Raw genomic sequence first — 23,511 nt, 5'->3', positions numbered from 1 at the left:
TTTAATAGTTTAATGGATAACGAATCAAATAGCCATTTGCCTGCGAAACTAATAAAATGGTTCCATCTGTTTGTTTCTGGAACGTTATTTTATTTGAACCTTCGTAGCTTTCTTTATTCAGTTCATTTCCACGTGTGGAATAAATATAACAATTATTGGCAATCCCATCGATAATTCCAACAAGAGTTTTATTGTTAGGTAGCTTTATAATAGTTGCATCATCTATGTTTCCAATGGTCGAATTGAATTGACTTAAAATAGTTCCGGCGCTTGTAATGACATAAATGGTACTCTGTTGATTTAAAAAGAATAGCTTTTCTTCTCCGAAATTCTGTGTGTTTAATATGGCAGATACATTCCCGACCAACATCGCTTTGTTTCCATTTTCATTCATTCGGATGAATTGCTTTTTCACTAATCCCAAAAGGCTGATGGTACTGTTCACTTTCACCAAATGCCATTCTCCCTCACTTAAGTTGTGAGATTTAATCAAACGTCTTCGTTTAACGGAGATACTAGACCAATTGGAGTTGGTGCAAACATGAGCGATCAGTTCCCCCTTTTTTCCTTGAATGACCAGTTGGGATTCTTTTTGTAAAGGTCCGTTCACACCAATCTTGAAACCTTGTTTTCCGTTGGTTCCGTAAGACTGAATTTGTCCATCCGCAACGAAAGAAATAAAATCCTTTCCATTCCAATAATAAGAAAACAGGTTACTGGTCACCTCATTGCAGACAATCGGGAAACCGGCAAGATTATTTCCGTTCCGGTCAAAACCTTGAACACCATTTTTTGTGGTTAGAAACAATCCATTTCCGATGAATACCGGATTGCCAATAGGCTCTGATTCCAGATTTTTACTCCAAAGGATTTGTTTGCTTCCGATAAAGTAGAGGGTATTGGATTGAGTAATCGCAACCAGGTTATTTGAACCGGGAATTGGACTTAAGTTGCGTAAATTGTCATCCAAACGCAATGGATTCAATGTTGGAAGCTCCTTTGCATCGGATTCAGAATCAGATTCCTCTTCATTGAGCAGTTGAATCGTACCATGATTTGCTCCTGTGAGTCGACTTAAGGTAATTTGCTGGTTCCGATCAAAATGGCGATAAGACACTTTTTGCGGACTGTTATTGAATAGTTTGAATTTCAGTGTGGTGGATTGCTCCAGAGTTGCTCCCGTTTCATAAGCTCCGATAATGCGATTGATACTCTGTTGGGAATTTGAAATGAGAACACTATTATTGAATAGTTCCAGGTAAATCTTTTTATCCGATCGAAGGAATGGAAAGGAATGACCTTTTAAGATGGCTTGTTTTTGTTTGTCTGAAAGCTCAACGCGATCCAATTCACTTAAAATTGCCAACGGATCCTGACCGGGTTTATAATCTGTAATCAGGCAGCTATCTTTCTGATTAACGACAAGCGCCAAACCAAAATCCATCCATTCGTAAGCGATTGATTTTTTCGGGAATTTTGAAAGGAAGTAATTCTTTTCGTAAAAAGTATAGGCGTCAAAATCGGCTGGAATGAGCTCTTGAAATAATTCCTGATCGTTTATTAATGGTAAAGCTTTAGTCCCGGTATGAGTAATGGATTTGGTGTTGTAGCTGGAAATAAAATAGGAATCTTCAATTTCATAGGTGTTATCGCTTGTCTTATAAACCAATGACAAGCTGCTTTTTCGGTCCAGATACTTCCAGGAAACAACACTTTTTGAAGCCGGTCCCCATTCTCCAAGATAGAGTAGCAGGTATTTCCCATGAAATTCGCCCTTCCAGTTATTGGATAGGGAGAGATGTTTTTGAGTTGAAATAGTGGAAGATAAAGCGAGTCCTTCCACATAATTTTTCACGATTTCACTTGTCCAAGGTTTACTTCGTTCCAATAACACCAAATCCCGACTTGTTGAAAAATAGAAATGTTGAATTCGTTCGGGTTGGTTTAATAAGATGGCGAAAAAACTATTTTTCTGAAGAGAAGAAACGATTGAATTGGTGTAATCGATTTCCGAAGAATTGTGAACTACAATAATCGTATCATCTTTTTGAGAAAAGGCATTTTCCGGAGTTGGCGGAGCGCTTGAACCTTCAACAAGTGTGAAACCAACATAGCTGATCCAACTCAAAGAGCAGATTACCAAAAAAACAATTACCGAACGATTGAACATACTACCTGACTATTCATCAAAAATAGTACTTCGCTTAGTGTGGTTCACATCTTTCTCATGAAGTAGTTAACAGCTGAGTGTTTACTCCATGAATAGCGATAATTGTCCTTTTCCCAGTAGGTTGAACCCGGGACGATGATGAATACAAGCTCCGTGAATTTCAATTGCTTTCCGATGTGCTTTGGTTGGATACCCCTTATTCACCTTCCAGTCGTAATGCGGGAATTCATGATGAAGTTGTTCCATGTACTCATCCCGATACGTTTTTGCAAGAATCGAAGCTGCCGCAATATTTTTATATTTTCCATCACCTTTAATAATCGGAATGGAAGGGATCTCGTTTGAGAGCAGGGCCTTGTTCCCATCAATAAGCAGTAGCTCCGGTCGAACCTGTAAAGCCATTGCCGCACGATACATTCCGGTCAATGAAGCTTTCAGAATATTCAACTCAGCTATTTCATCAGGTTGCAAAAACTGAACGGAATAAGCAAGTGCTTCCTGTTCAATAATCGGACGTAAGATATTTCTACTTTTTTCGGAAAGTTGTTTAGAATCATTCAACAACTCATGCGAAAAACCTTTGGGTAGGATTACTGAGGCACAAACCACCGGACCTGCAAGACAGCCTCTTCCAGCCTCATCACAGCCGGCTTCCAGTTTGTTTTTATCGAAATGGTCTAATAATTGCATACTGCAAATGTTATCAAAATAGTTGTATATTTAGCTCATACAACCTTTAGGTTTTTTTAACGTCTACTTATAAACTGTTATAGAATTATGAAAAAGTTAGTTATGATATTTGTTTTGTCTTTAGCAAGTTCTTTTGCATTTAGTCAAAACTCAGCTTCAATCAGTGAAGCTCAATTGAAAACTGGAAAATCAAACGGCGTATACGAGTTCTCGGTTCCTGAATCAATCACTTCTGAGAAAGTAGATGCTGTGAAAGGTTATTATAAAGATTATTTCTCAGTAGCTTTCAATGAATCAACAGATGTTTTAAAAGTGACTTTATTGAAAAATGAAGAGTCAAATCTGAATGTGGTTAACCGTTTATTGGTTGCCTTGGATTTGCGTACCATTTCTGTGGGAGGTGAAAACATGACTTTCCAGGATATGAAAGACAAGTATTTGAAGTAAGAGAAAGCATCGCTTTCGAAAATGAATCCGCCGTGGCGGAAGTACAACATTTCATGCGTAGGAAAACTGATTGCTATAAATTAAAAAGCCCCGATTCCATAAGTGGATCGGGGCTTTTTTATGCTTCGTCTTTTCAGATTACTTAACGACTTGAACTTTGAAAGTCTGATCTCCTGTTTTCAGAATCAGTTGGTAATTCCCTTTTGCCAACTGGGATGTTTCAATTGTTCCGACTTTACTGTTAATGGTGCTTTCCAATACTAAACGACCGGAATTGTCAATTAATTGAGCACTTTCAATGGCATCCTTTGCAGATTCGATTTTGATGAAATCAGTCATCGGATTTGGATAAACCGTAACCCCGAATTGCAGTAATTCATCAATTCCAAGAGAAGAGAAATTGATGGTGACCGATGCCGCCATTTCACAGCCATTTGCATCAGTAATGGTTACATTATAGGTTCCGGGAAGCGCATTTGTAATGGAACCGGTTGTTGAGCCATCACTCCAAAGGTATGAATAAGGAGCAGTTCCGCCGGTTGGAGTAACGCTTGCACTTCCATCCGGACATGTTGCACAAGTGCTATTTGTAGAAGATGAATTTGCCACTATCGGAGCAGGGTCATTCAATGTACCTGAAATGGATGTCGTACAACCTCCAGCATCCGTGATTGTTGCAGTATATGTTCCGGCCGGAGCAATCAGGATTGTTGAATTACCGGCAATGTTCCAACTAACTGTATAAGGAGCTTGACCATTTTGAATCCCGATTTCAATTTGTCCGGAATCACCGATACACAATGGATTTGTGGAAGAAACCAATGAGGCGTCAGGGATTTGAGTCGTAGTTATTTCAACCGAATCACTAAACGAACAATCTGCATTCGAAATAGTATAGGTATAGAAACCTGAATTTAAACCTGTAATGGTGGTATTCGTAGTTGAATCTTCCCATTCTACAGAATAGCCAGGTTCTAAAGTTATTGTAGCATCTCCGTTTGCCAGTTCACATGTTGAATTATTGGATGAAGACAAAACGCCACCGATTTCCCCGAAACAAATGTCAAATTGAGGTCTTAGATAATAAGACTTTGCAAAATTTACTCCAAAACTTTCAACTGGAGTAAAATTCGGACCATTCGCTGCCCATTGAACAAAAACTGTATTGTTTTGAAATACTGCAGATGTTTGACCAAGAGCAAGAGTGGAATCAAATTCAATTTGCATGAAACCGTATTTTCCGGGAGCAAGGGTCAATGGACCTCCATGAATCGGAAGGGTATACATTCTCGCACTGTCGTCAATATAAAGAAGCGTATCTGTGGAGGTTAGCAATGTGACTGGCACTCCACTTCCATTGGTATTGTAAATAGCTGTAGCAAGTCTTTTGCCGACATATCCTCTGTTGAAGTAAACATTCACACTCGTTAACGAAGTCGTGTTTTCAATGTTGAATACCTGACCGATGTATCCAACTGTACCAGCTCCTATTCCGAGCTGCCCCACAACGATCCCGTTATCTCTTGCCATTTCAGAATCTGTAACGGTGATTGGAATCGCAGACTGAATCGTGTCATTTGATGTGGCTTCATCTGTCTCTGTTGCAACCGGGAAATATTTGAAAGTGTAGACTCCATTTGAAGTTGGTGTATAACTTGCGGTCATAGCTGCAGAAGTAGCTCCTGATGCCAATGACGGAATGGAACTACTCATAACCGTAGTTTCCAGAATTCCATCCTTGATGACCTGACAACCTAATGCTACATTGGTCATAGCTTGTATTCCTTGATTCTTAATAACAGCTTCCAATTTGAAGTTTTGAGCAGTTGTCAATTGATTGGCAGGTGCTATCGTATAAGGATTTTGAGTTGGTGTAATCACCTCTAAATCAAAATTGTTAATCACTCGCAATTCAATATCATCAATTACCAGGATGAATTTGTCGTTGGAAGTGTTTCTAAAACCAATGTAAACTGTTTGTCCGGCGTATGTATTCAATGAAACGGAACGATTCGTCCATGTTGAATTTTCGGCAGCCGTTGAAAAAATAACTGTCGAATTACTTACTTGATTTCCAAGAACTGCGTTACCACCTGTTGGAGGAGTAGTCATGATTCGAACTTCATATCCATCCGAATAAGTAGCATCATAAGCTTTTCCATTCCAAAACAGCGTAGTGTTAGGCAGAATGGTTAGCGCGGGTGTCCACATGAAATCATCTGCAGCTCCGGTAGGAGAATAAAATGAAGTGCTAAATGCAACAGAATCAGAAACGTTTTGGGCAAAATCTTCTCGTCTTTCCCAAGCCTCGTTCACATAAGCTACTTGAGCATCAGGTGTTCGGTTGTCAACATTTCGAAGCAAAAATCCAGGGGCGAAAGTGTATGTTCCTGCACCACCGGCGGTTGGACCACCAACACCGTCGAAATCTTCAAGATAATAGGTTTGGGAAAAACTGAAAAAGCTCAGAAATGAGGCAATGAATAGGATGTGTTTTTTCATAATTATAATTAATGGAACGGCGAAGATATTCAATAATACCTGATTGAAAAAACTAATTGGTAGATAAAGTTTTTGGAGACGAGTGAAATGTATATTTGATTAGGGGCTTAATAATTCGGGGAAAACAAGAAAGCCATCCGTCAAATAACGAATGGCTTTTTAATGTAATACCAAATGGGTTCCGATTTCTATCGGGAAAGGAACTACAAAGTATATGCGTTTTTGTCAATAAGGTATTGAGCAATTGTCTGTCTTTCGTTTTTCGGATTGATCGGATCAATTTTCGTGAAACGTCTCACTCCGGTAACCATCATGCGGGATTCATCACCTTCAGCAAAGCTATAGATTGCATCCTTCGCTGCTTTTTCGATCAATTCTGCGACATCATAGAAGTATGTTTTTACAATCGAAATTGGAACTGCAGCAGCGGCCTCTCCTTGTTTTTCGATTAACTTTTCTACACGTAACAATACAGATTCCGCTTGGTAAACCCAAATAGCAATGTCAGCAATGTTCATTAGGATTTCCTGCTCCTTGGACATGGTTTGCATCAGTTTTTGAACGGCTGAACCTGCAACCATCAAAATCGTTTTCTTAAATCCGGATAATGCTTGTCTTTGGGATGCCAACGGATGGGAACCTAATTCCGTCATTTCCGGAATACTCATTAACTCGGAAGCTACTTTCATTGCCGGACCCATCAAATCCAATTCACCTTTCATTGCGCGACGTAACACCATGTCAACAATCAATAGGCGATTGATTTCATTTGTTCCTTCAAAAATGCGGTTGATTCTTGAATCACGGTAACCTCTTTCTACAGAAGACTCCGCTGAATATCCCATACCTCCAAAAATTTGAACACCTTCATCAGCAACGTAATCCAGACATTCGGATCCCGCAACTTTTAAAATGGCACATTCCGGGGCAAATTGTTCGATTCCTTTTAGGGTTGCAGCTCCTTTTTCCATTCCACCGGCAACTAATGCCTGAATCGCATCGTCTATATTTTGACCTGCACGATAAATAGCGGATTCAGCTACATACGTTTTGATTGCCTGTTCCGCAATTTTGAAGCGGATTGCTCCATATTTTGAAATGATTCTTCCAAATTGTTCGCGTTCGTTTGCATAGCGGATGGAATCCGTAATGGTTTGTTTGGCTCCACCTAAGACACCGGCAGCCAATTTTATCCGACCGATGTTTAGGATGTTCAAAGCGATCTTAAACCCATTTTCCCGTTCTGAAAGCATGTTTTCAACAGGTACTTTCACGTTATTAAAGAATACTTGACGAGTAGATGAGCCCTTAATCCCCATTTTCTTTTCTTCCGGATTCAGACTGATTCCTTCCGAATCTGCTTCCACCAGAAATGCAGAAAGATTTTTGTCCTCATCAATTTTTGCAAATACAGTGAAGAAATTGGCGAATCCTCCATTGGTGATCCACATTTTTTGACCATTCAAAACATAGTGTTTTCCATCTGCTGAAAGAACCGCTTTTGTTTTTCCGGAGTTTGCATCCGACCCCGCACTTGGTTCAGTTAAGCAATAAGCTGCTTTCCATTCACCACTGGCCAATTTTGGAATATACTTTGCTTTTTGCTCTGCATTACCGTAATACAACAAAGGTAAGGTACCGATACCTGTATGTGCACCGTATGCTACCGAGAATGAATGCCCTTTTCCAAGGCGTTCCGTTGCCAAAAGCGAGGTTTTGAAATCCACACCCATTCCACCTAATTCCTCAGGAACAGATAAGCCAAGCATTCCCAATTCACCCGCTTTCTGAATCAATGAAGGCATTAAACCTTCTTCCATCTTATCAATTTTGTCCAAAAGGGGAGTGATTTCCTGTTCAATAAAATCATCACAAGTCTGAGCAATCATGTGCTGCTCTTCTGACCATTCTTCCGGTGTAAAGATTTCTTGGTGGGTAACATCGCGGATGATGAATTCTCCGCCTTTGATAGCTTGTGACATAATTTTATGTTGTTTTAAGTTCGTTTCTGTTGCTAAAATAAAAATTAAATTAATACTATGCAAGCATAATAATAGTTTATTTTAAATGGGACTCAATTTAAAGATTGAGTGTTTCGAAGCTGCTAAAATGATAGCTATATCAATTATAAAGTTCGCCGAGCGCAGTCATGGTGAATTTACCCATAAAAACAGCCGTTTACTCATTGTAGTGCATCATACGATAAATTTAGTAAAAACTTAGTCCTGATTGTCACCTGGGTAATAAAAAATCGACTACATTTGACTACTGTAAACTGCTATGGCACAACAAGATATTCTTTCTACACTTCGAAAACTAATCTCCGGGATGGATGAGAGCCTGGTGATATTTGATCAGGATGGCAGGATTTTACACGCATCTTTTGATTTGGAAAAGCTGCTCGGTAAAGGGTCTTTGGTTGGAACAACCATTTTTAATCATCTGACCTATGAACACGAACGGATAGAACTTTTTCTTCGGGATTTGAATACTTCGCGCTATGTGGATTTGCAAGTGATGCTTAAAAAAGTAGATGGAAGTATTTTCAACGCACGAATGCGCATGGCAGCCTGGAAAGTCGATGAGAATGATTACCTGGTACTTGGAAGTTTGGTGGATGCAACTCATATTGAACGAAAAAGAAGAGATCTGCTCCGTAAAACACTGACCATTGAGTCGCTTTCCAAGTCGAAAAAGATACGGAACGGGAAGCTGCATGATGCCATTTATGAAATATTGGAAATGTCATCAAAAGCTGTTGGGGTAACTCGCGTAAATGCATGGCTTTTTGATGATTTACATGAACATATCGAGTGTATCGGAAATTACGATACAAGAGTTGGTAAAATGATCCCTCAGGAATCGTTGCCTGTTATTGAAATGCCTACTTATTTCATGCTGTTCGAAACAGAAAAAATCATTCTGACAGCCAATGCCCAAACTTCCCCTTACACATCCGAGTTGAATGATGCGTATCTGGTGCCAAATGGAATTGTATCCCTGATGGATATTCCACTGCGATCAGAAGGGAGTATCATAGGTGTTATTTGTTTTGAACAGATCAAACAGACAAGGAACTGGTCTTTGAATGATCAGAAGTTCGGATTGATTGCTGCACAGATGGTTTCTCTTGCTGTTGAAACACATAAACGAAAATTGGCGCAACAAGAATTGGAAGCTGCTTTGCGTCAACAGAAACGTTTGTTGATCGAGACAAACCATCGCATTGTAAATAATTTGAAGATCACGACCAGTTTATTGAATATCCAAGTGAGTAAGGCCCGGGATTCGTATCATAAAAATTTGATGTTGGATTCGGTGAATCGTGTTCAGAGTATCTTGAATTTGCATGAAATGTTGACCGAGAATTCCAGGAACTTGCGTATTTCGTTGAATCAATATGTGAACAGGTTGGTTCAAAGTTTACGGGAGAGTCTTTCTTTTCCGCAGAAACAATTACAACTATTGACAAGTATCGATAGTTGTGAGGTCAAAAGTTCACTGGCAATGTCCATCGGAATTATTATCAATGAAGCTGTCCTGAATTCGTACAAACATGCTTTTGGAGAAAATGAAATCGGTGTGATCCGTATTGATTTTCAAATGCACGGACCAAAAGGGGTGTTGGAAATTTCCGATAATGGAAGAGGTGTTAAAGATAACCGTGAATTGACCGGAAGTGGCGTTGAAATCATTCGTGGTATGGTGGAACACCTGAATGGGAATTTGGACATTGATGGTACGAATGGAATGAAAATTTGTGTTTCATTCTCTATGCGTTAATGGTTTGAACATTTCGAAATGTTGCAGGACATCAAATAACTTATAAGAAGGACCTACCAGCTTATACCCCAATTTTTCATAGAAAGCAAGTGCATAATCCCTTGCGTGAAGGATCATGGTACTGTAACCGAGTCTCTCCGCTTTATTTTCCAAGGCAGTCATGATTTCTCTTCCATATCCTTTCCCTTGCAAATCGGATTCAACGGCAACGAAACGAGCTTGACAGATTGCTTGGTCTACGTGATCTAATCGTGCAACTGCAATGAACTTCTTGCCATCAACCAATGCGAAATGGATTCCATTTTCATCTCCGTCATTTCGTTCGGAACCTCGTTCTTTTCCCAGCGGTTCTCTTAAGATGCGGTAGCGAAGATCGTAATACGAATCCCACTCTTCCTGAGTTTTTGGAATTTTTACTTCTATCATGATTTCAGTTGAAATGCGATTTGTGATACCCGTTTTGTTTGGATATTTTCAATAGGCTCTGTCCGAATCAGCTTTCTGCTTTCCGGGTTTTTAAAAACTTCTTCCAAATCCCGGATAAGACCAGCCGGAACAAAATGTTCGTGCATAAATTCCATGATGTCATCTGCATTCCAGCGCGAAATGATTTCCTGAATGATTTCCTGAAGCTCAGTCCTGTTTTTAACCCGTTCCACATTTCCGGAAAAGCGCTCGTCAGAGGTCAGTTTTGAAAGCCCAAGAAAGTCGCACAGAATTTGAAAATGCTTATTGCTTCCAATTGCAAAAGTGATGAGTCTTCCGTCATTGGTTCTGAATATTTCCCCATAAGGAGCAATGTTCGGATGCAAACTACCAATTCGTTGGGGAGTATATCCCTCCATCAGATAATTGGAAGCTTGGTTCGCCAATGAAGAAATGGCCGCAGCGTATAAGGAAACGGAAACGACTGATCCTTGATTTGTTTTTGTACGCTTCAACAAGGCGGTTAAAATACCTTCTTTTAATTGGTGTGCAGCGAGAACATCAATCAAGGCAACGGGCATTTTTACCGGTCCCGAATCGGAAGTTCCATTCATGGACATGAAACCGGTTTCTGCCTGAAGGATTAAATCGTACGCCACCCGGTCACTTTCCTCCCCGAATCCGGATATTTTCCCGATGATTAAACGCGAATTGATGGAAAGCAGAAACGAATCCGTTAGACCGAATTTTTCTGCGTCACCTTTTTTGAAATTGCTTAAGAAGATATCCGCGGTTTTAATCAAATCAACCAATTGGTTTAAATCCGTTTTGTTCTTGAAGTCTAGTTTTAAATAGTGTTTGTGGTAATTTACAGATGAAAAATAGGCGGAAACCGAAGTGTTTTTATCTTCAGATGCCAATTTCCACGTGCGCGTTACGTCCGGAATGGCTGGGTTTTCGATTTTTGTTACGGAAGCACCCAGTTCAGCGAAAAAGGTTCCAACAGATGGACCAGCTAGTACGGTAGAGCAATCAATGACCTTTAAATCTTCAAACATGAAGTAAAAGTATGAAAAATCTTAGTCTGCTTTTGCTATCGGAATTGGAATAACTTCCTCCACTTTCACTTTTGCAATTCCATTTCGTACAAAATTCAATTTCTGAGCTCCTGCCATACTTAGATCAATGATGTGCGGGGAGGATTTCCCCATGCGATCTACGACCTTGACCATGATGATGGAATCATTTTTCAAGTTGGTCACTTTCAGAATAGTTCCGTACTTCAAGGATTTATGGGCGCAATACATACTGTCTTTGTGATATGTTGCACCGGAAGCCGTTCTTCTACCTTGAAATTTATTCGAGTAATAACTCGCATTACCTGTTTGTGTAAAAGGGTTCTGGAGTTGAAAACTCACTAGAAAACCACCTGCAATTATTCCAAAAATCCAATATCTCAAACTGTCTAAAATTAAAAGTTGGATAGCTAAGATAGGGAAACTGGATGGGCTGAACCAAGGATTTACAATATGTTAACATGAGAAAACAATGCTTTCAATGCCAGATAGGTTTTAGCGCGTCGCAAAAAAGAGCGTGCCTTTCAGATTTCAAAACAACTTGATAAACAGATAATTTGGTTGAGTATCGGGTCGAATTTCAGACTTCTTTTTCAACAGTGTACCGGAGAGTTTTTCCGAACTTTTATATTTGTGCCTATGCAAAAAAATGAATTCGTACTAAATGCCTCAGGATTAAAAGAAAAGGCAATTCAAAATACTATCGGATTATTGGAAGGAGGAGCAACCGTTCCGTTTATTTCAAGATACCGAAAAGAGATGACGGGTGGTTTGGATGAGGTTCAAATTGCACAGATCCGGGATCTGGCTAAAAAATTCGATGAATTGATTGCACGTCAGCAAACGATTATTGGCTCCATAGAGGAACAAGGAAAGTTGACCGACGAATTGAAAACAAAGGTTTTGACTTGTTTTGATTCCATCGTATTGGAAGACATTTATTTGCCTTATAAACAGAAACGCCAGACAAAAGGGGATAAAGCAAAGAAATTGGGCTTGGAACCTTTGGCTCGCATGATCATGTCGCAGCGTGGTGGTGATCCCGAACAGATGGCCGAGCGCTTTTTGAAAGGCGATGTAGTGGATGAAGATATGGCAATTCAAGGTGCTGTGGATATCATGGCGGAATGGATCAATGAAAATGCGATTGCCCGCGGACGTGTCAGAACCTTGTTTCAGCGGAAAGCAGTTTTCGTGTCCAAATTGATGAAAGGGAAAGAGGAAGAAGGAGCAAAATACCGTGATTATTTCGATTTTTCAGAACCGCTTTACAAAGTGGCTTCGCATCGTTTTTTGGCAATTGTTCGTGCAGAACGGGAAGGAATCTTATCCCTGAAGGCACAACCTGAAAAAGACGATGCATTGGAATCCCTGGAGCGTTTCTTTGTAAAAACAGACGACGAATGTGGAGACTTGGTGGCTAAGGCTTGTAAGGAATCCTATTCCCGACTGATGTGTTCGTCCTTGGAAAATGAATTATTGGCTCAAGCGAAAGAAAAGGCGGATAAAGAAGCGATTTCTGTTTTCTCTACGAACCTGAAACAGTTATTATTGGCTCCTCCGGTTGGAAATAAACGCACATTGGCTATTGATCCTGGATTTAGAACAGGTTGTAAAGTGGTTTGTTTGGATGAACATGGAACACTGCTGACGAATGTGACGATTTATCCTCACGCCCCTCAAAACGAAAAAGATAAGGCTTCTTCCAAGATTTTTCAATTGGTTCAGGCTTATAAAATAGAAACGATTGCCATCGGAGATGGAACAGCAGGTCGAGAGACCGAATCATTTATCAAACACATTCGTTTTGACCGGGATTTGGAAGTATATGCCGTGCGAGAGGATGGTGCTTCGATTTATTCTGCAAGTCCCATTGCGCGTAAGGAATTTCCGGATTACGATGTAACGGTTCGTGGAGCAGTTTCCATTGGTCGCCGTTTGATGGATCCTTTGGCCGAATTGGTGAAAATTGATCCGAAATCGGTTGGTGTCGGTCAATATCAACATGAAGTGAATCAGACATCTTTAAAAGACGCTTTGGATGATGTGGTTGTTTCTGCCGTGAATGCTGTTGGAGTCGATCTGAACACAGCTTCCCCATATTTGTTGAGTTATGTTTCCGGTTTGGGAATTGGACTGGCTGAAAACATCGTCGCTTACCGGACAGAAAATGGCGGAATCAGATCGCGTGAAGAGTTGAAGAAAGTAAAACGATTAGGAGATAAGGCTTACGAGCAAGCTGCCGGATTTTTAAGGGTTCGTGAAGGTGAAAATCCATTGGACAACTCATCTGTTCACCCTGAGAGCTACAAATTCGTCCATAAAATGGCTAAAAAACTGGGTGTTGAACTGAAAGACCTGATTGGAAATGAGGCGAAATTGAATGAAATCAAGCATGCAGATTTTTCTGAAATCGATTCGTTTACATTTGCAGATATTATCAAAGAATTAAAGAAACCGGGTCGTGACCCGCGAAAGCAAGCCAAGGTTTTGGAGTTTGATACGCGGATTCGCACAATAGCTGATTTGAAAGAGGGAATGATCCTTACCGGAATTGTCACCAACGTAACCAATTTCGGAGCTTTTGTCAATATCGGAATTAAGGAGAATGGGTTGATTCATAAATCCAATTTGGCGGATCATTATGTGGAAGATCCTACGAAGGTCATTTCATTGCATGAGCACGTAGAAGTGCGGGTAATGGAAATCGACGAGGCCCGCAAAAGAGTTGGGTTACAGCGGTTGACTTAATAAAAAAGCGTATACTTACTTAAAAACAACTAAATAATTATGAAGAAGACTATTCTTTTAGCGTTGATGTTCGTATCAGGTATCGCTTTAGGTCAGGATTACAGATCCGGTGACACCGAATTGGATGCCAGTTTGAAGATTGTGAATACGGATGGAAATAAAGATCTGGCTTCTTTCAAGTTGAGTTTAACCAAAACATTCAATGTCACACTTCCTAAAGTGGAAGCTTGTTTCAAAGTGGGAATGAATGCAGGTGATGCATTTATGGCATGTCAAATTTCTACCATCGTAAAAAGACCTCTTGAAGATGTGATTTCGGTTTACAAGAAAAGTAAATCCAAAGGTTGGGGTGCAATGGCAAAAGAACTGGGGATTAAACCAGGTTCTGCAGAATTCCATGCTTTGAAAGGGAAAGCGAAAGACAAATCGAAAGGGAATTCAGGAAAATCTGACGGAAATGGAAAGTCGAAAGGTAATTCAGGCAATTCGAATGGAAAAGGTAAAAAATAATAGATGAAGCCCTTGAAAGAGGGCTTTTTTGTTTTGATGAACAAGGAAACACCTGAATTCACTGAGTAAATAGACACATGTCTATCCATCTTTTTGATGATGTTTTTGGATGCTCAATGATAAACAAATGGAGGGTCAATTCGCAAATTTGCCATATTGCGAACCGACTGTTTTTATTGACTTATAGAAGACTAATTCAATACTTCGAAAAAATAGCTCCTTTAAACGGCGTCCACACGCATGCTTTTTGCCCTGCGCGCTTTAACGCATTATTTGTCCAGGTGTTGCAGGTATAGGTCATGTTATACTCAATGCTGGAATCATAGAAAAAATCATATGTCCCATAAGGATGATTTTCAATAACCTCTGCTTTTCCGTCCTTGAATTGAAAGCTACATCTGATAAAAGCACAGAGTTTCTGATACTGTTGTTTAGTCAGATGGATTTCTACCAAACTCGTTTTATCCAAATCTTTTGGGGTGCACAAAATCAGGTGCATGGCTCCCGGACCTCTTCCAAAAACCGTATTTACAACTGTTCCAACCTCCATATCACTCCATTCTTTGGTTCTTAGAAAGAAGTTCTTATCTCCCCAACCGAACTTCAAATGCGTTTGAAAAGTGTCTACAGCCAACCCTTTTTCCATACTCAAAGTTTTCTTCCAATCCATTAGTGGATGATGAATCGGGAGAATCACATCCGAATGAATCCCATTGGTGGAGAGGTAGATGATTTCCGTTTTGGGATCACTTGTTTTTTCTGCTTGAAGGGTAAATGGAGAAATGATAAGAAAAACGAGGATATAAATACAGATAAATGCAAAGAGCAGTTCGAAGAAAAATCGCATGCTTGCGGCAAGTATTTTTAAGTATTTTTTCATAAGGTCGTTTGAACAAATATAGAAGAAAAAGCGTAGCTTTTGAAGACCAAATCAGAATCTCTTACATACGGGATTAGTGCGAAAGTGATTTGGGAAACCAATAGCTCAGTCAGCATAAAAATATTGACAACGACGCGTTTATGCCATTGATAAATTGCCCTCTTTTAGTACCTTTGCAACTTAAATTAAATAAAACAACATGGAAATTCCAAAAACGTACGAACCCCGTTCAGCAGAAGAACGATGGTATAGCCATTGGATGGCTAAGGGTTACTTTCATTCAGAACCAGATGATCGTGAGCCGTTTACCGTCGTCATTCCTCCGCCAAATGTGACGGGTGTTTTACACATGGGACACATGTTGAACAATACCATTCAGGACGTGCTGGTTCGTAAAGCGCGAATGGAAGGTAAAAATGCGTGTTGGGTTCCCGGAACCGACCATGCATCCATTGCTACGGAAGCAAAAGTAGTTCACAAATTGCGTGAGGAAGGAATCAAAAAATCAGATCTTTCCCGTGATGAGTTTTTGAAACATGCTTTTGCCTGGAAAGAAAAATACGGAGGTGTAATCTTACAGCAATTGAAGAAGTTAGGTGCTTCTTGTGATTGGGAAAGAACTGCATTTACAATGGATCCGGAATATTCCGATTCTGTAATCAATGTGTTTATAGACTTATTTCAAAAAGGAAAGATTTACCGTGGTGTTCGAATGATCAACTGGGATCCGGAAGCTCGTACGGCACTTTCTGATGAAGAGGTAATTCACAAAGAAGTAAACTCGAAATTATTCCATGTTCGCTACAAAATTGCAGGAACGGATGACGAATGGTTAACCATTGCTACAACGCGTCCTGAAACAATTTTAGGTGACTCGGCAATTTGTATTCATCCGGAGGATCCGCGTTACAAGCATTTGCATGGGAAACATGCCATTGTTCCAATTGCTAATCGCACGGTTCCAATTATTTGTGATGAATACGTGGAGATGGAATTCGGAACGGGATGTTTGAAAGTAACTCCTGCCCATGATGTGAATGATTATGAATTGGGTAAGAAATACGGACTTGAAACAATAGATATTTTCCACGATAACGGAATCGTGAACGAAAACGGCTTGCATTACGCAGGAATGGATCGTTTCGATGTTCGCAAGGAAATCGCCAAAGAATTGGATGACAAAGGTTACCTGGTGAAAGTGGAAGACCACATCAATAAGATCGGTTATTCCGAACGTACGAATTGTGTGATTGAACCACGTTTGTCTTTGCAATGGTTTGTATCCATGAAAGAATTGGCACAACCTGCATTGGAAAATGTAATGAATGGAAACATTTCATTCCACCCGGATAAGTTCAAGAATACCTACCGTCATTGGATGGAGAATGTAAAGGATTGGTGTATTTCCCGTCAGCTTTGGTGGGGACATCGCATTCCTGCATTTTTCTATGGATCTGATGCGGATGATTTTGTGGTTGCCCGTACGATGGAGGAAGCTTTGGAATTGGCAAAAGTCAAATCAGGAAACAACTCACTTTCAGCAGCAGACCTAAAACAAGACGAAGACGTATTGGATACCTGGTTCTCTTCCTGGTTGTGGCCGATTTCTGTTTTCAACGGATTGACTCAACCTGGAAATAAAGAGATCAAGTATTATTATCCTACCAATGATTTGGTTACAGCTCCCGAGATCATGTTCTTCTGGGTTGCTCGTATGATCATTGCGGGGTATGAATACATGGGAGAATTGCCTTTCAGAAATGTTTATTACACCGGAATTGTTCGCGATAAATTGGGACGTAAAATGTCTAAATCTTTGGGGAATTCCCCGGATCCGATTGAGTTGATTGAAAAATACGGAGCAGACGGTGTTCGTTTAGGAATTTTGATCTCTTCCCCGGCTGGAAATGACTTGCCTTTTGACTCAAGTCAGTGTGAGCAAGGAAGAAACTTTACGAATAAGATTTGGAATGCTGCCCGTTTGGTAATGGGCTGGGAAGTAAAGCCTATTGAACAACCAAAGGCATCCATTAAAGCGATTGAGTGGTTTCATGCCCGATTCAACCAGGAATTGGAGAACATCAATGAGTTGATGAATAAATTCAAGATTTCCGAGGCGTTGATGGCAATCTACAAATTGGTTTGGGATGATTTCTGTGCCTGGTATTTGGAAATGATCAAACCCGGATACGAACAACCAATCGATCAGGCGACATTGGATCAAACCATTGTTTTCTTTGAGAAATTGTTGTGTTTGTTACAACCGTTTACTCCATTTGTTGCCGAAGAATTATGGCATTTGTTGAGAGAACGCAAAGAAGGTGAAGATATCATCATTGCTAAATGGCCAACTGTTGAATCATTCGATGGTTCTGTTTTGAAGCAATTCACACTTGCGGAGGACGTTGTTACCAATATTCGCAACATTCGCAAGAAGAACAATATTGCAAATAAGGTTCGCATTGAATTATTCGTGAAAAAGAATACGGAGATCGATCCTTCTTTTGATTCGGTAATTCTTAAAATGGGAAATCTTTCCCTGATGGAATACACCACTGAAAAAGTAGTGAATGCGAATTCATTCATGGTTCATTCAAACGAATATTTTATTCCTTTTGGAGATGTAATTGATGTGTCTGCCGAAAAGGAAAAGATGGAAGAAGAGTTGAATTATACCAAAGGCTTTTTGAAAAGTGTTCAAGGTAAATTGAGCAATGAAAAATTCGTTAACGGAGCACCGGAACAAGTTTTGGCCAGCGAACGTAAAAAAGAGGCTGATGCTTTACAGAAAATCGCCATTTTGGAAGAAAAATTGGCAGGTTTGAATTAGAATTCAAAGAAAAACAGGATGAGGTATTCGTTTAGACGGGTACCTCATTTTTTTTGTGAAAGCCTTTTAAAAAACGTTTTAGTTCTGATATTTTGCTTTGAAGAAATAGAAAATTATTAGTTGTAATTAAAAATAATTGCCATTTAAGTAGTTCATATCAAGTCAATTGAGTAATTTTGACCGGAACTACAACTTAATAATGCGTATGAAAACATTGGCATTTATACTACTATCCATTTGTTCTCTCCAAGCAAAAGCACAAACGAGTAAAGAACAAATTCCTTTAGAATATCCGGTTCAACAATTATTGGGTGTTGAATATGAGGTCAAGGATGTTCCGCAACCAGATAACAATCGTCTATTACTGATTCCGTACGTTGAACTTACTGCTCATCGCGCCCGTGAAGTGGATGTAGAGATCTTTGATCCTGCGAGTAACTACACCATCGTGCTGTATTCGGATGTCAAGTGTCAACAAAACAAGCACTAGATTATGAAAATTTTCTTTATCATTTTGATGCTGGCACCGGGTATGTTGCTGGCTCAAACCTATACGCATCCTACTACAGGTATTGCAAGTACTTATGCCGGTGCATGTATGGTGAATACCTGTTCCGGGACTTACTATGACAATGGTGGTGCCGGAGGGAATTATGCTGCAAATATTAACGCCATTTATCGTACGTTTTGTCCAAGTACGGCAGGAATGTGCGTGAGAGCAACTTTCACTGCATTTAGTATGAATGATACTTATTTCCTTTGTTCTGGTCCTAGCAGTTGCTGTGATTATTTGCAGGTTTTGAATGGACCGGCGCAAAATTCACCCGCGTTGTATAATAATTGTACAACCTCTCCCGGGACCATTACTTCGACATCAGCAAGTGGTTGTTTAACCTTTCGTCACACCACTGATGGTAGTGTCCAGTTGGGCGGCTGGGCAGCAACACTTTCGTGTGTAGCTTGTGCGGGCGGTCCAACAGGAACATCGAACCAGGATTGTGTGAATGCTGTTCAGATTTGTGCTGACTCGCCATTCTCTTCAACCGTATCTGGTCCGGGATTGGCATCAGAGTCTTGCGTTGGATGTACTGGCGCCGGTGGTGAAGTATATTCCAGCTGGTATAAATTTCAGGTTGCAAATTCCGGAACGCTTGGTCTGATAATAGATCCGACGAATAATGCGGATGACTATGATTTTGCGCTTTACGGTCCGGGAGCTGCATGTGGAGCTTTAGGAAGTCCGATTCGTTGTTCTTATGCAGCTAACTCTGGTAATACCGGACTTGGCAATGGTGCCGCTGATGCATCTGAGGATGTAGCCGGAGATGCATGGGTTAGTACCTTGGCGGTTACGGCAGGACAAGTCTTTTACCTCATGGTAAATCAGTGGTCACCGACAGCTGCCGGATTTACCCTGGATTGGAACTTGACAGGTGGTGCTTCATTGAACTGTACTCCCTTGTCTGTAGAATTAAAAGATTTCTTTTGCAAGCAAGATGAACGTTCATTGGCTGTTGCCTGGACAACCCTTACAGAGAAAAACAGTGATTATTTTATTCTGGAGAAGAGCGAGGATGGATCTAACTTTTTTCCATTGGTCCAATCTAAGGCACAAGGGGAAAGCACTACACCAACAGATTACTTTTTCTATGACAACCAACCGGTAGTTGGAGCAAACTACTATCGTTTAACTGAAGTAGATTTGAATGGTGAAAAAACAACTTTTGATATGACGGTTTGCAATTTCAGTCTGGATGCGTTGAGAATTAAAACAATGCGTATTTATAATCAGAGTGGAAGTTTGATCAAGGAAGCTAATGGTGAAGATTTGGATATTAAATCGACCTTTTCAAGTATGGTTCTGCCAGACGGGGTTTACATTTTGGAAACTATTGGTTACAATGGAGGTGTTGAGCGTATTAAACTGGTTCAGCTGATGCAACAGTAAAGAATCTGAAAAATAGATATGAGGAAGAGTCCGCCACGGTGGACTCTTTTTTTGTGCCATTTTTTGCGAACTGGTTTGTTTCAAATCAACTTTTTTCTTAGCTTATATAAGAAAGTAATTGTTCTTGTATGAATCATCAAGCTTATTTTCATCTAACAACTAACCTGCACGATAGCCGAACGTCTAATAGAATGCTAATCTATAAAGCTCGAGAAAGAAGGTTTCATGGAACACTTCCTTATCCTGAGGTTTATTACATGAGTATGGAAGAAGAAACAATTATTGCCTCGGAGATTTTTCGGTTGTCTAATGAATTGGATTTCGCAATTATTGCATTGAATCTTTGTCGGGATCACATGCATTTATTGATTTGTTGCGAAGAAGATGAGGTTCCGAAGATTATGCATCGCATAAAGGGGAGAACTGCTCGTGCGTGTAACGCGCATCGCGCGGCCAAGGGGATTAATCCCCTTGACGCGACACGAGGAAAATACGAACCGAGAACATTAAAGGATAAATCGATTCCTTTTTGGACTCAGAAGTACCATTGTAAAGTGATTCGTAATTCGGATCAATTACTAAACACCATCAATTATATTCGAAATAATCGGAAGAAGCATGGTTTACCTAACAACCCTGCGCTACAAAATCTAATAGATAAAAACCAATTAATTGCTTCTCCGAATGTGATTGTATATTTGGTATAATTCGCTGTTTTTTTGCTGTAAATAGTCGAAATAACGATCAAAATGAACTTTCAAAATTTGTTCAATCTCTTTGATTAGATTCTCTAAACGCGGACTCAATGAAGAACCAGCATTCTCTGAGAGAAGATCTAATTGCGCCACCTTCAATGCAAATCTTGAAAAAGCACCGCGAAATTCTTTCACATCAGTCCAATTTGAATGGTTTTTGACACAAACAGCTTCGATAGCTTTGTAAGTTTCCAATTGATTGATTGTTGAAGTATTCATGAGTGACAAAGTTTTGTGTGTTGTTTCTTATTCAATTAACGCAACAAAAAGGGGATAGTTGTAATGAAAATCCTTAAAAAATCTTAACTGTATCTTTCATGGATTAAACAGTCGTTTTTGGCAAGTGAAAAATCAAAGAACCTCAAACAATTCTGCTAAAACGACCCCGGTTTCATCTACCACAGTTACTTTGTGCTTACCTTTTTCGGGTTGAACAGAAATTTGATGGATATCGGAGGTAGTTCCGACAAATTCATCATCAATGTGCCAATACAGTGTACTGTTTTGCCTCGTGTGAGCAACCTCGAAAATAACCTTTCCCCTCAAACCACTCAATTCTCGTGGAATATAGATTTTAGTTTGTCGCTTCGGATAGATGAAACTCATGATGTTTTCAGGTTTATTCGAAGTGCATTTGGGATCAAAAGGTGGAACCGTATGATAATTCGGGTTCTGCTGCACATAATATTTTTCCATGCTCGGAGGCAAAATAAACCAGGATTTGTGAATCATTATACTGGTGCTTTCACAATCTGCGTTTACCCGGAATGTTCCTTTTTGATTCAAATGAACCAATTGATGGTAGCTACAGCTCTTACTTATCAGACAGCTTTTCGGAATATATTCAAAATGAGTTTGTTCACAATAGCGATTCGAAATCTGACCACTTTCATTACAAATTTCCGCGTGGGTTAGTTGATTGATAGGTTTCTGAAACCATCTTCGTGGTGATTCCAGGTTCCGGAAAATGGAGAAAAGTAAGGGTGCAGCAGCTTTCACTCCTGTTAAACCGGGTCTTCCTTCTCCATCGGCATTCCCAACCCAAACTGAAACCACATATTTTGGAGTAACACCAACCGCCCAAGCATCTCTGAACCCAAAGCTGGTTCCTGTTTTCCAGGAGATTTTCTGTGAAGATTCGAAAGCACGCCAATTATTCTCTTCATCCGGTCTGTTAACATCTATCAGAGCATCAAAAGTGGAGTAAATACAAGCTTTATTTAGATTTAATTTCGGCGCTTTTTCGGCTGTTCCGGTATAATGGATTTTTGCCAGATCTGAATTCTGGAGATGCTGAGCCATGGAGTTGTAACAGGAATTGATTTCCCAAACAGATGCTTCAGCACCGCCTAGGATCAAGGATAATCCATAATGGCTGGCATGTTTATTCATGTGCCGGAAACCGAATTGTTTCAGATCATTGTGGAATTTTGCCTGACCATATTCGCGCAAAAGAAAAACCATCGGGATATTCAAACTTTTCGACAAGGCTTTATTGGCTGGAATTGCTCCGGAAAACTGACGATTGAAATTATTGGGAGCAAATGTTCCGAATCGCGAGGGGAAATCACAAAGTAATTGCTTTGGAGTGATTAATCCCGATTCCAATGATTTCGCATAGAGTAAGGGTTTTAAAATACTTCCGGTACTTCTCGATGATTGAATGCAATCTACATCAAACGCGTGATTGTCATCGGTGTGATTCAAGTTTCCTTTATAAGCGACCACTTCTCCGGTTTCCACAGACGTAATCAGTACAGCAGCATTAAAAACACCGGATTCATTCATTCTCAGTGCATATTGTTCCGTTTCATTATTGACCATTGTTTGGATTTCTTCATCGATCGTTGATTGGATCAATTGCTCTTTTTGTCCGTGTTGAATGCAGCGTTGCAATAAATGTGGAGCTTCTTGAGGAAGTGGAAGTGGTTTGTCCGGAAGCGGCTCTTCCAAGGCCAGGTAATAATTCAGTTTGTCTATTTCACCTTGTTCGTAAAGCATTTTCAATAAACGGTTCCGTTTTTTTAGCAAACTCTGATGATTTTTCCCCGGATAGATTAATCCCGGAGCATTGGGGAGAACAGCTAAGGTTGCACTTTCTGCCCAACTTAAATTTTCCGGTGCACGACCAAAATACCTCCAGGAAGCAGCATCGATGCCAACTACATTGTTTCCAAATGGAGCATTTGCTGTATAGAGATTCAAAATTTCCTCTTTTGAATAACTGAACTCCAAACGGGTTGCGAGAATGATTTCGTGCATCTTTTCGGAATAAGTTCGGGAAGGATTTTTTCGCATCAACCGGATCACTTGCTGGGTAATGGTACTTCCTCCGCTAACAATTTTTCCACGCGTGATGTTTTGATAAAATGCGCGGCAAATTCCTTTCACGCTTGCTCCCGGATGATAATAGAAGTTTTTGTCCTCAAATGTGACCAGACAAACGGCAATTTTATGAGGAGTTTTATTACTTGGTGGAAAGCGCCATTGACCATCTTTAGCAATATGAGCCCCTAATAATTTACCATTTTTACCCACCAAAACGGTCGAGTAAGGATCATTGAATAAGTCGGAAGGCAATGCTTGAATATACCAGATCAGAAAAGAATAAAAGAGAATACGTTTGATGAATCGCTTTTTCCAGCGCCATTGTTCTCTCCACCAAAAAAGTTTCTCTCTCATCGTTTTTTTACTGAAAGTAATAGGCTGGGACGGAACAATAAATAGCACTTTATTATTCGTA

Annotated in this window: 18 protein-coding genes; 8 read left to right on the top strand and 10 right to left on the bottom strand. The window is 40.0% G+C overall.

The features are described from left to right. Position 1: 1 nt before the first annotated feature. On the bottom strand, positions 2 to 2,170 hold the full coding sequence (locus AAG807_RS05980; protein WP_341901585.1) for a hypothetical protein: 2,169 nt from the start codon (positions 2,168 to 2,170) through the stop codon (positions 2 to 4). A gap of 81 nt (positions 2,171 to 2,251) precedes the next feature. Then, on the bottom strand, positions 2,252 to 2,860 hold the full coding sequence (locus AAG807_RS05975; protein WP_341901583.1) for a ribonuclease HII: 609 nt from the start codon (positions 2,858 to 2,860) through the stop codon (positions 2,252 to 2,254). A gap of 87 nt (positions 2,861 to 2,947) precedes the next feature. Between AAG807_RS05975 and AAG807_RS05970 the strand changes: the two genes are divergently transcribed. Beyond that, entirely contained in the window at positions 2,948 to 3,307 is a 360-nt protein-coding gene (locus AAG807_RS05970; RefSeq protein WP_341901581.1) for a hypothetical protein, read from the top strand. Between the two features lie 138 nt (positions 3,308 to 3,445). On the opposite strand, the gene AAG807_RS05965 is transcribed toward AAG807_RS05970, so the two are convergent. Beyond that, on the bottom strand, positions 3,446 to 5,809 hold the full coding sequence (locus AAG807_RS05965) for a choice-of-anchor J domain-containing protein (protein WP_341901580.1): 2,364 nt from the start codon (positions 5,807 to 5,809) through the stop codon (positions 3,446 to 3,448). Between the two features lie 203 nt (positions 5,810 to 6,012). Next, positions 6,013 to 7,791 (bottom strand): acyl-CoA dehydrogenase family protein, encoded by a 1,779-nt coding sequence (locus AAG807_RS05960; protein ID WP_341901579.1) that lies wholly within the window; start codon positions 7,789 to 7,791, stop codon positions 6,013 to 6,015. Positions 7,792 to 8,089: 298 nt separating this feature from the next. Here AAG807_RS05960 and AAG807_RS05955 point away from each other — a divergent pair, with 298 nt between their 5' ends. Further along, on the top strand, positions 8,090 to 9,592 hold the full coding sequence (locus tag AAG807_RS05955; protein ID WP_341901577.1) for a histidine kinase dimerization/phosphoacceptor domain -containing protein: 1,503 nt from the start codon (positions 8,090 to 8,092) through the stop codon (positions 9,590 to 9,592). Here the strand turns inward: AAG807_RS05955 and AAG807_RS05950 are convergent. Genes AAG807_RS05950 through AAG807_RS05940 form a run of 3 tightly spaced genes read right to left on the bottom strand, consistent with a single transcriptional unit; the run spans position 9,575 to position 11,478 of the window. Next, a complete protein-coding gene (locus AAG807_RS05950; RefSeq protein WP_341901576.1) occupies positions 9,575 to 10,018 on the bottom strand; it encodes a GNAT family N-acetyltransferase in 444 nt (147 codons plus the stop codon). The genes AAG807_RS05955 and AAG807_RS05950 overlap by 18 nt on opposite strands. After that, on the bottom strand, positions 10,015 to 11,076 hold the full coding sequence (locus AAG807_RS05945; protein WP_341901575.1) for a CoA transferase: 1,062 nt from the start codon (positions 11,074 to 11,076) through the stop codon (positions 10,015 to 10,017). Before AAG807_RS05945 ends, AAG807_RS05950 begins: the two co-directional genes overlap by 4 nt. A 21-nt stretch (positions 11,077 to 11,097) precedes the next feature. Next, on the bottom strand, positions 11,098 to 11,478 hold the full coding sequence (locus AAG807_RS05940) for a septal ring lytic transglycosylase RlpA family protein (RefSeq protein WP_341901574.1): 381 nt from the start codon (positions 11,476 to 11,478) through the stop codon (positions 11,098 to 11,100). Positions 11,479 to 11,733: 255 nt separating this feature from the next. Between AAG807_RS05940 and AAG807_RS05935 the strand changes: the two genes are divergently transcribed. Both AAG807_RS05935 and AAG807_RS05930 read left to right on the top strand, forming a co-directional pair. Continuing rightward, positions 11,734 to 13,845, top strand: coding sequence for a Tex family protein (locus tag AAG807_RS05935; RefSeq protein ID WP_341901573.1), 2,112 nt, complete (start codon positions 11,734 to 11,736; stop codon positions 13,843 to 13,845). A 39-nt stretch (positions 13,846 to 13,884) separates the two neighbouring features. Next, positions 13,885 to 14,355, top strand: coding sequence for a hypothetical protein (locus AAG807_RS05930; RefSeq protein ID WP_341901571.1), 471 nt, complete (start codon positions 13,885 to 13,887; stop codon positions 14,353 to 14,355). Between the two features lie 196 nt (positions 14,356 to 14,551). On the opposite strand, the gene AAG807_RS05925 is transcribed toward AAG807_RS05930, so the two are convergent. Continuing rightward, a complete protein-coding gene (locus AAG807_RS05925; RefSeq protein WP_341901569.1) occupies positions 14,552 to 15,235 on the bottom strand; it encodes a TIGR02117 family protein in 684 nt (227 codons plus the stop codon). A 199-nt stretch (positions 15,236 to 15,434) separates the two neighbouring features. Between AAG807_RS05925 and AAG807_RS05920 the strand changes: the two genes are divergently transcribed. The 4 genes from AAG807_RS05920 to AAG807_RS05905 all read left to right on the top strand — a co-directional run bounded on the left by AAG807_RS05920 (position 15,435) and on the right by AAG807_RS05905 (position 20,720). Beyond that, positions 15,435 to 18,065 (top strand): valine--tRNA ligase, encoded by a 2,631-nt coding sequence (locus tag AAG807_RS05920; RefSeq protein ID WP_341901567.1) that lies wholly within the window; start codon positions 15,435 to 15,437, stop codon positions 18,063 to 18,065. A gap of 205 nt (positions 18,066 to 18,270) precedes the next feature. Beyond that, positions 18,271 to 18,555: a hypothetical protein gene (locus AAG807_RS05915; RefSeq protein WP_341901566.1), complete on the top strand. Its 285-nt coding sequence runs from the start codon at positions 18,271 to 18,273 to the stop codon at positions 18,553 to 18,555. Positions 18,556 to 18,558: 3 nt separating this feature from the next. Beyond that, positions 18,559 to 20,013 (top strand): hypothetical protein, encoded by a 1,455-nt coding sequence (locus tag AAG807_RS05910; RefSeq protein WP_341901565.1) that lies wholly within the window; start codon positions 18,559 to 18,561, stop codon positions 20,011 to 20,013. Positions 20,014 to 20,141: 128 nt separating this feature from the next. Further along, positions 20,142 to 20,720: a transposase gene (locus AAG807_RS05905; RefSeq protein WP_341901564.1), complete on the top strand. Its 579-nt coding sequence runs from the start codon at positions 20,142 to 20,144 to the stop codon at positions 20,718 to 20,720. On the opposite strand, the gene AAG807_RS05900 is transcribed toward AAG807_RS05905, so the two are convergent. Next, positions 20,682 to 20,987, bottom strand: a complete 306-nt coding sequence (locus AAG807_RS05900) for a hypothetical protein (protein WP_341901563.1) — start codon at positions 20,985 to 20,987, stop codon at positions 20,682 to 20,684. The genes AAG807_RS05905 and AAG807_RS05900 overlap by 39 nt on opposite strands. A 132-nt stretch (positions 20,988 to 21,119) precedes the next feature. Beyond that, positions 21,120 to 23,450 (bottom strand): penicillin-binding protein 1C, encoded by a 2,331-nt coding sequence (gene pbpC / locus AAG807_RS05895; protein WP_341901562.1) that lies wholly within the window; start codon positions 23,448 to 23,450, stop codon positions 21,120 to 21,122. Between the last annotated feature and the right edge of the window lie 61 nt (positions 23,451 to 23,511).

Origin of the sequence: Fluviicola taffensis DSM 16823 (assembly GCF_943372375.1) — a bacterium.
GTDB classification, from domain to species: Bacteria; Bacteroidota; Bacteroidia; order Flavobacteriales_D; family Crocinitomicaceae; genus Fluviicola; species Fluviicola taffensis_A.
This window is presented reverse-complemented; position numbering and strand designations above follow the sequence as displayed.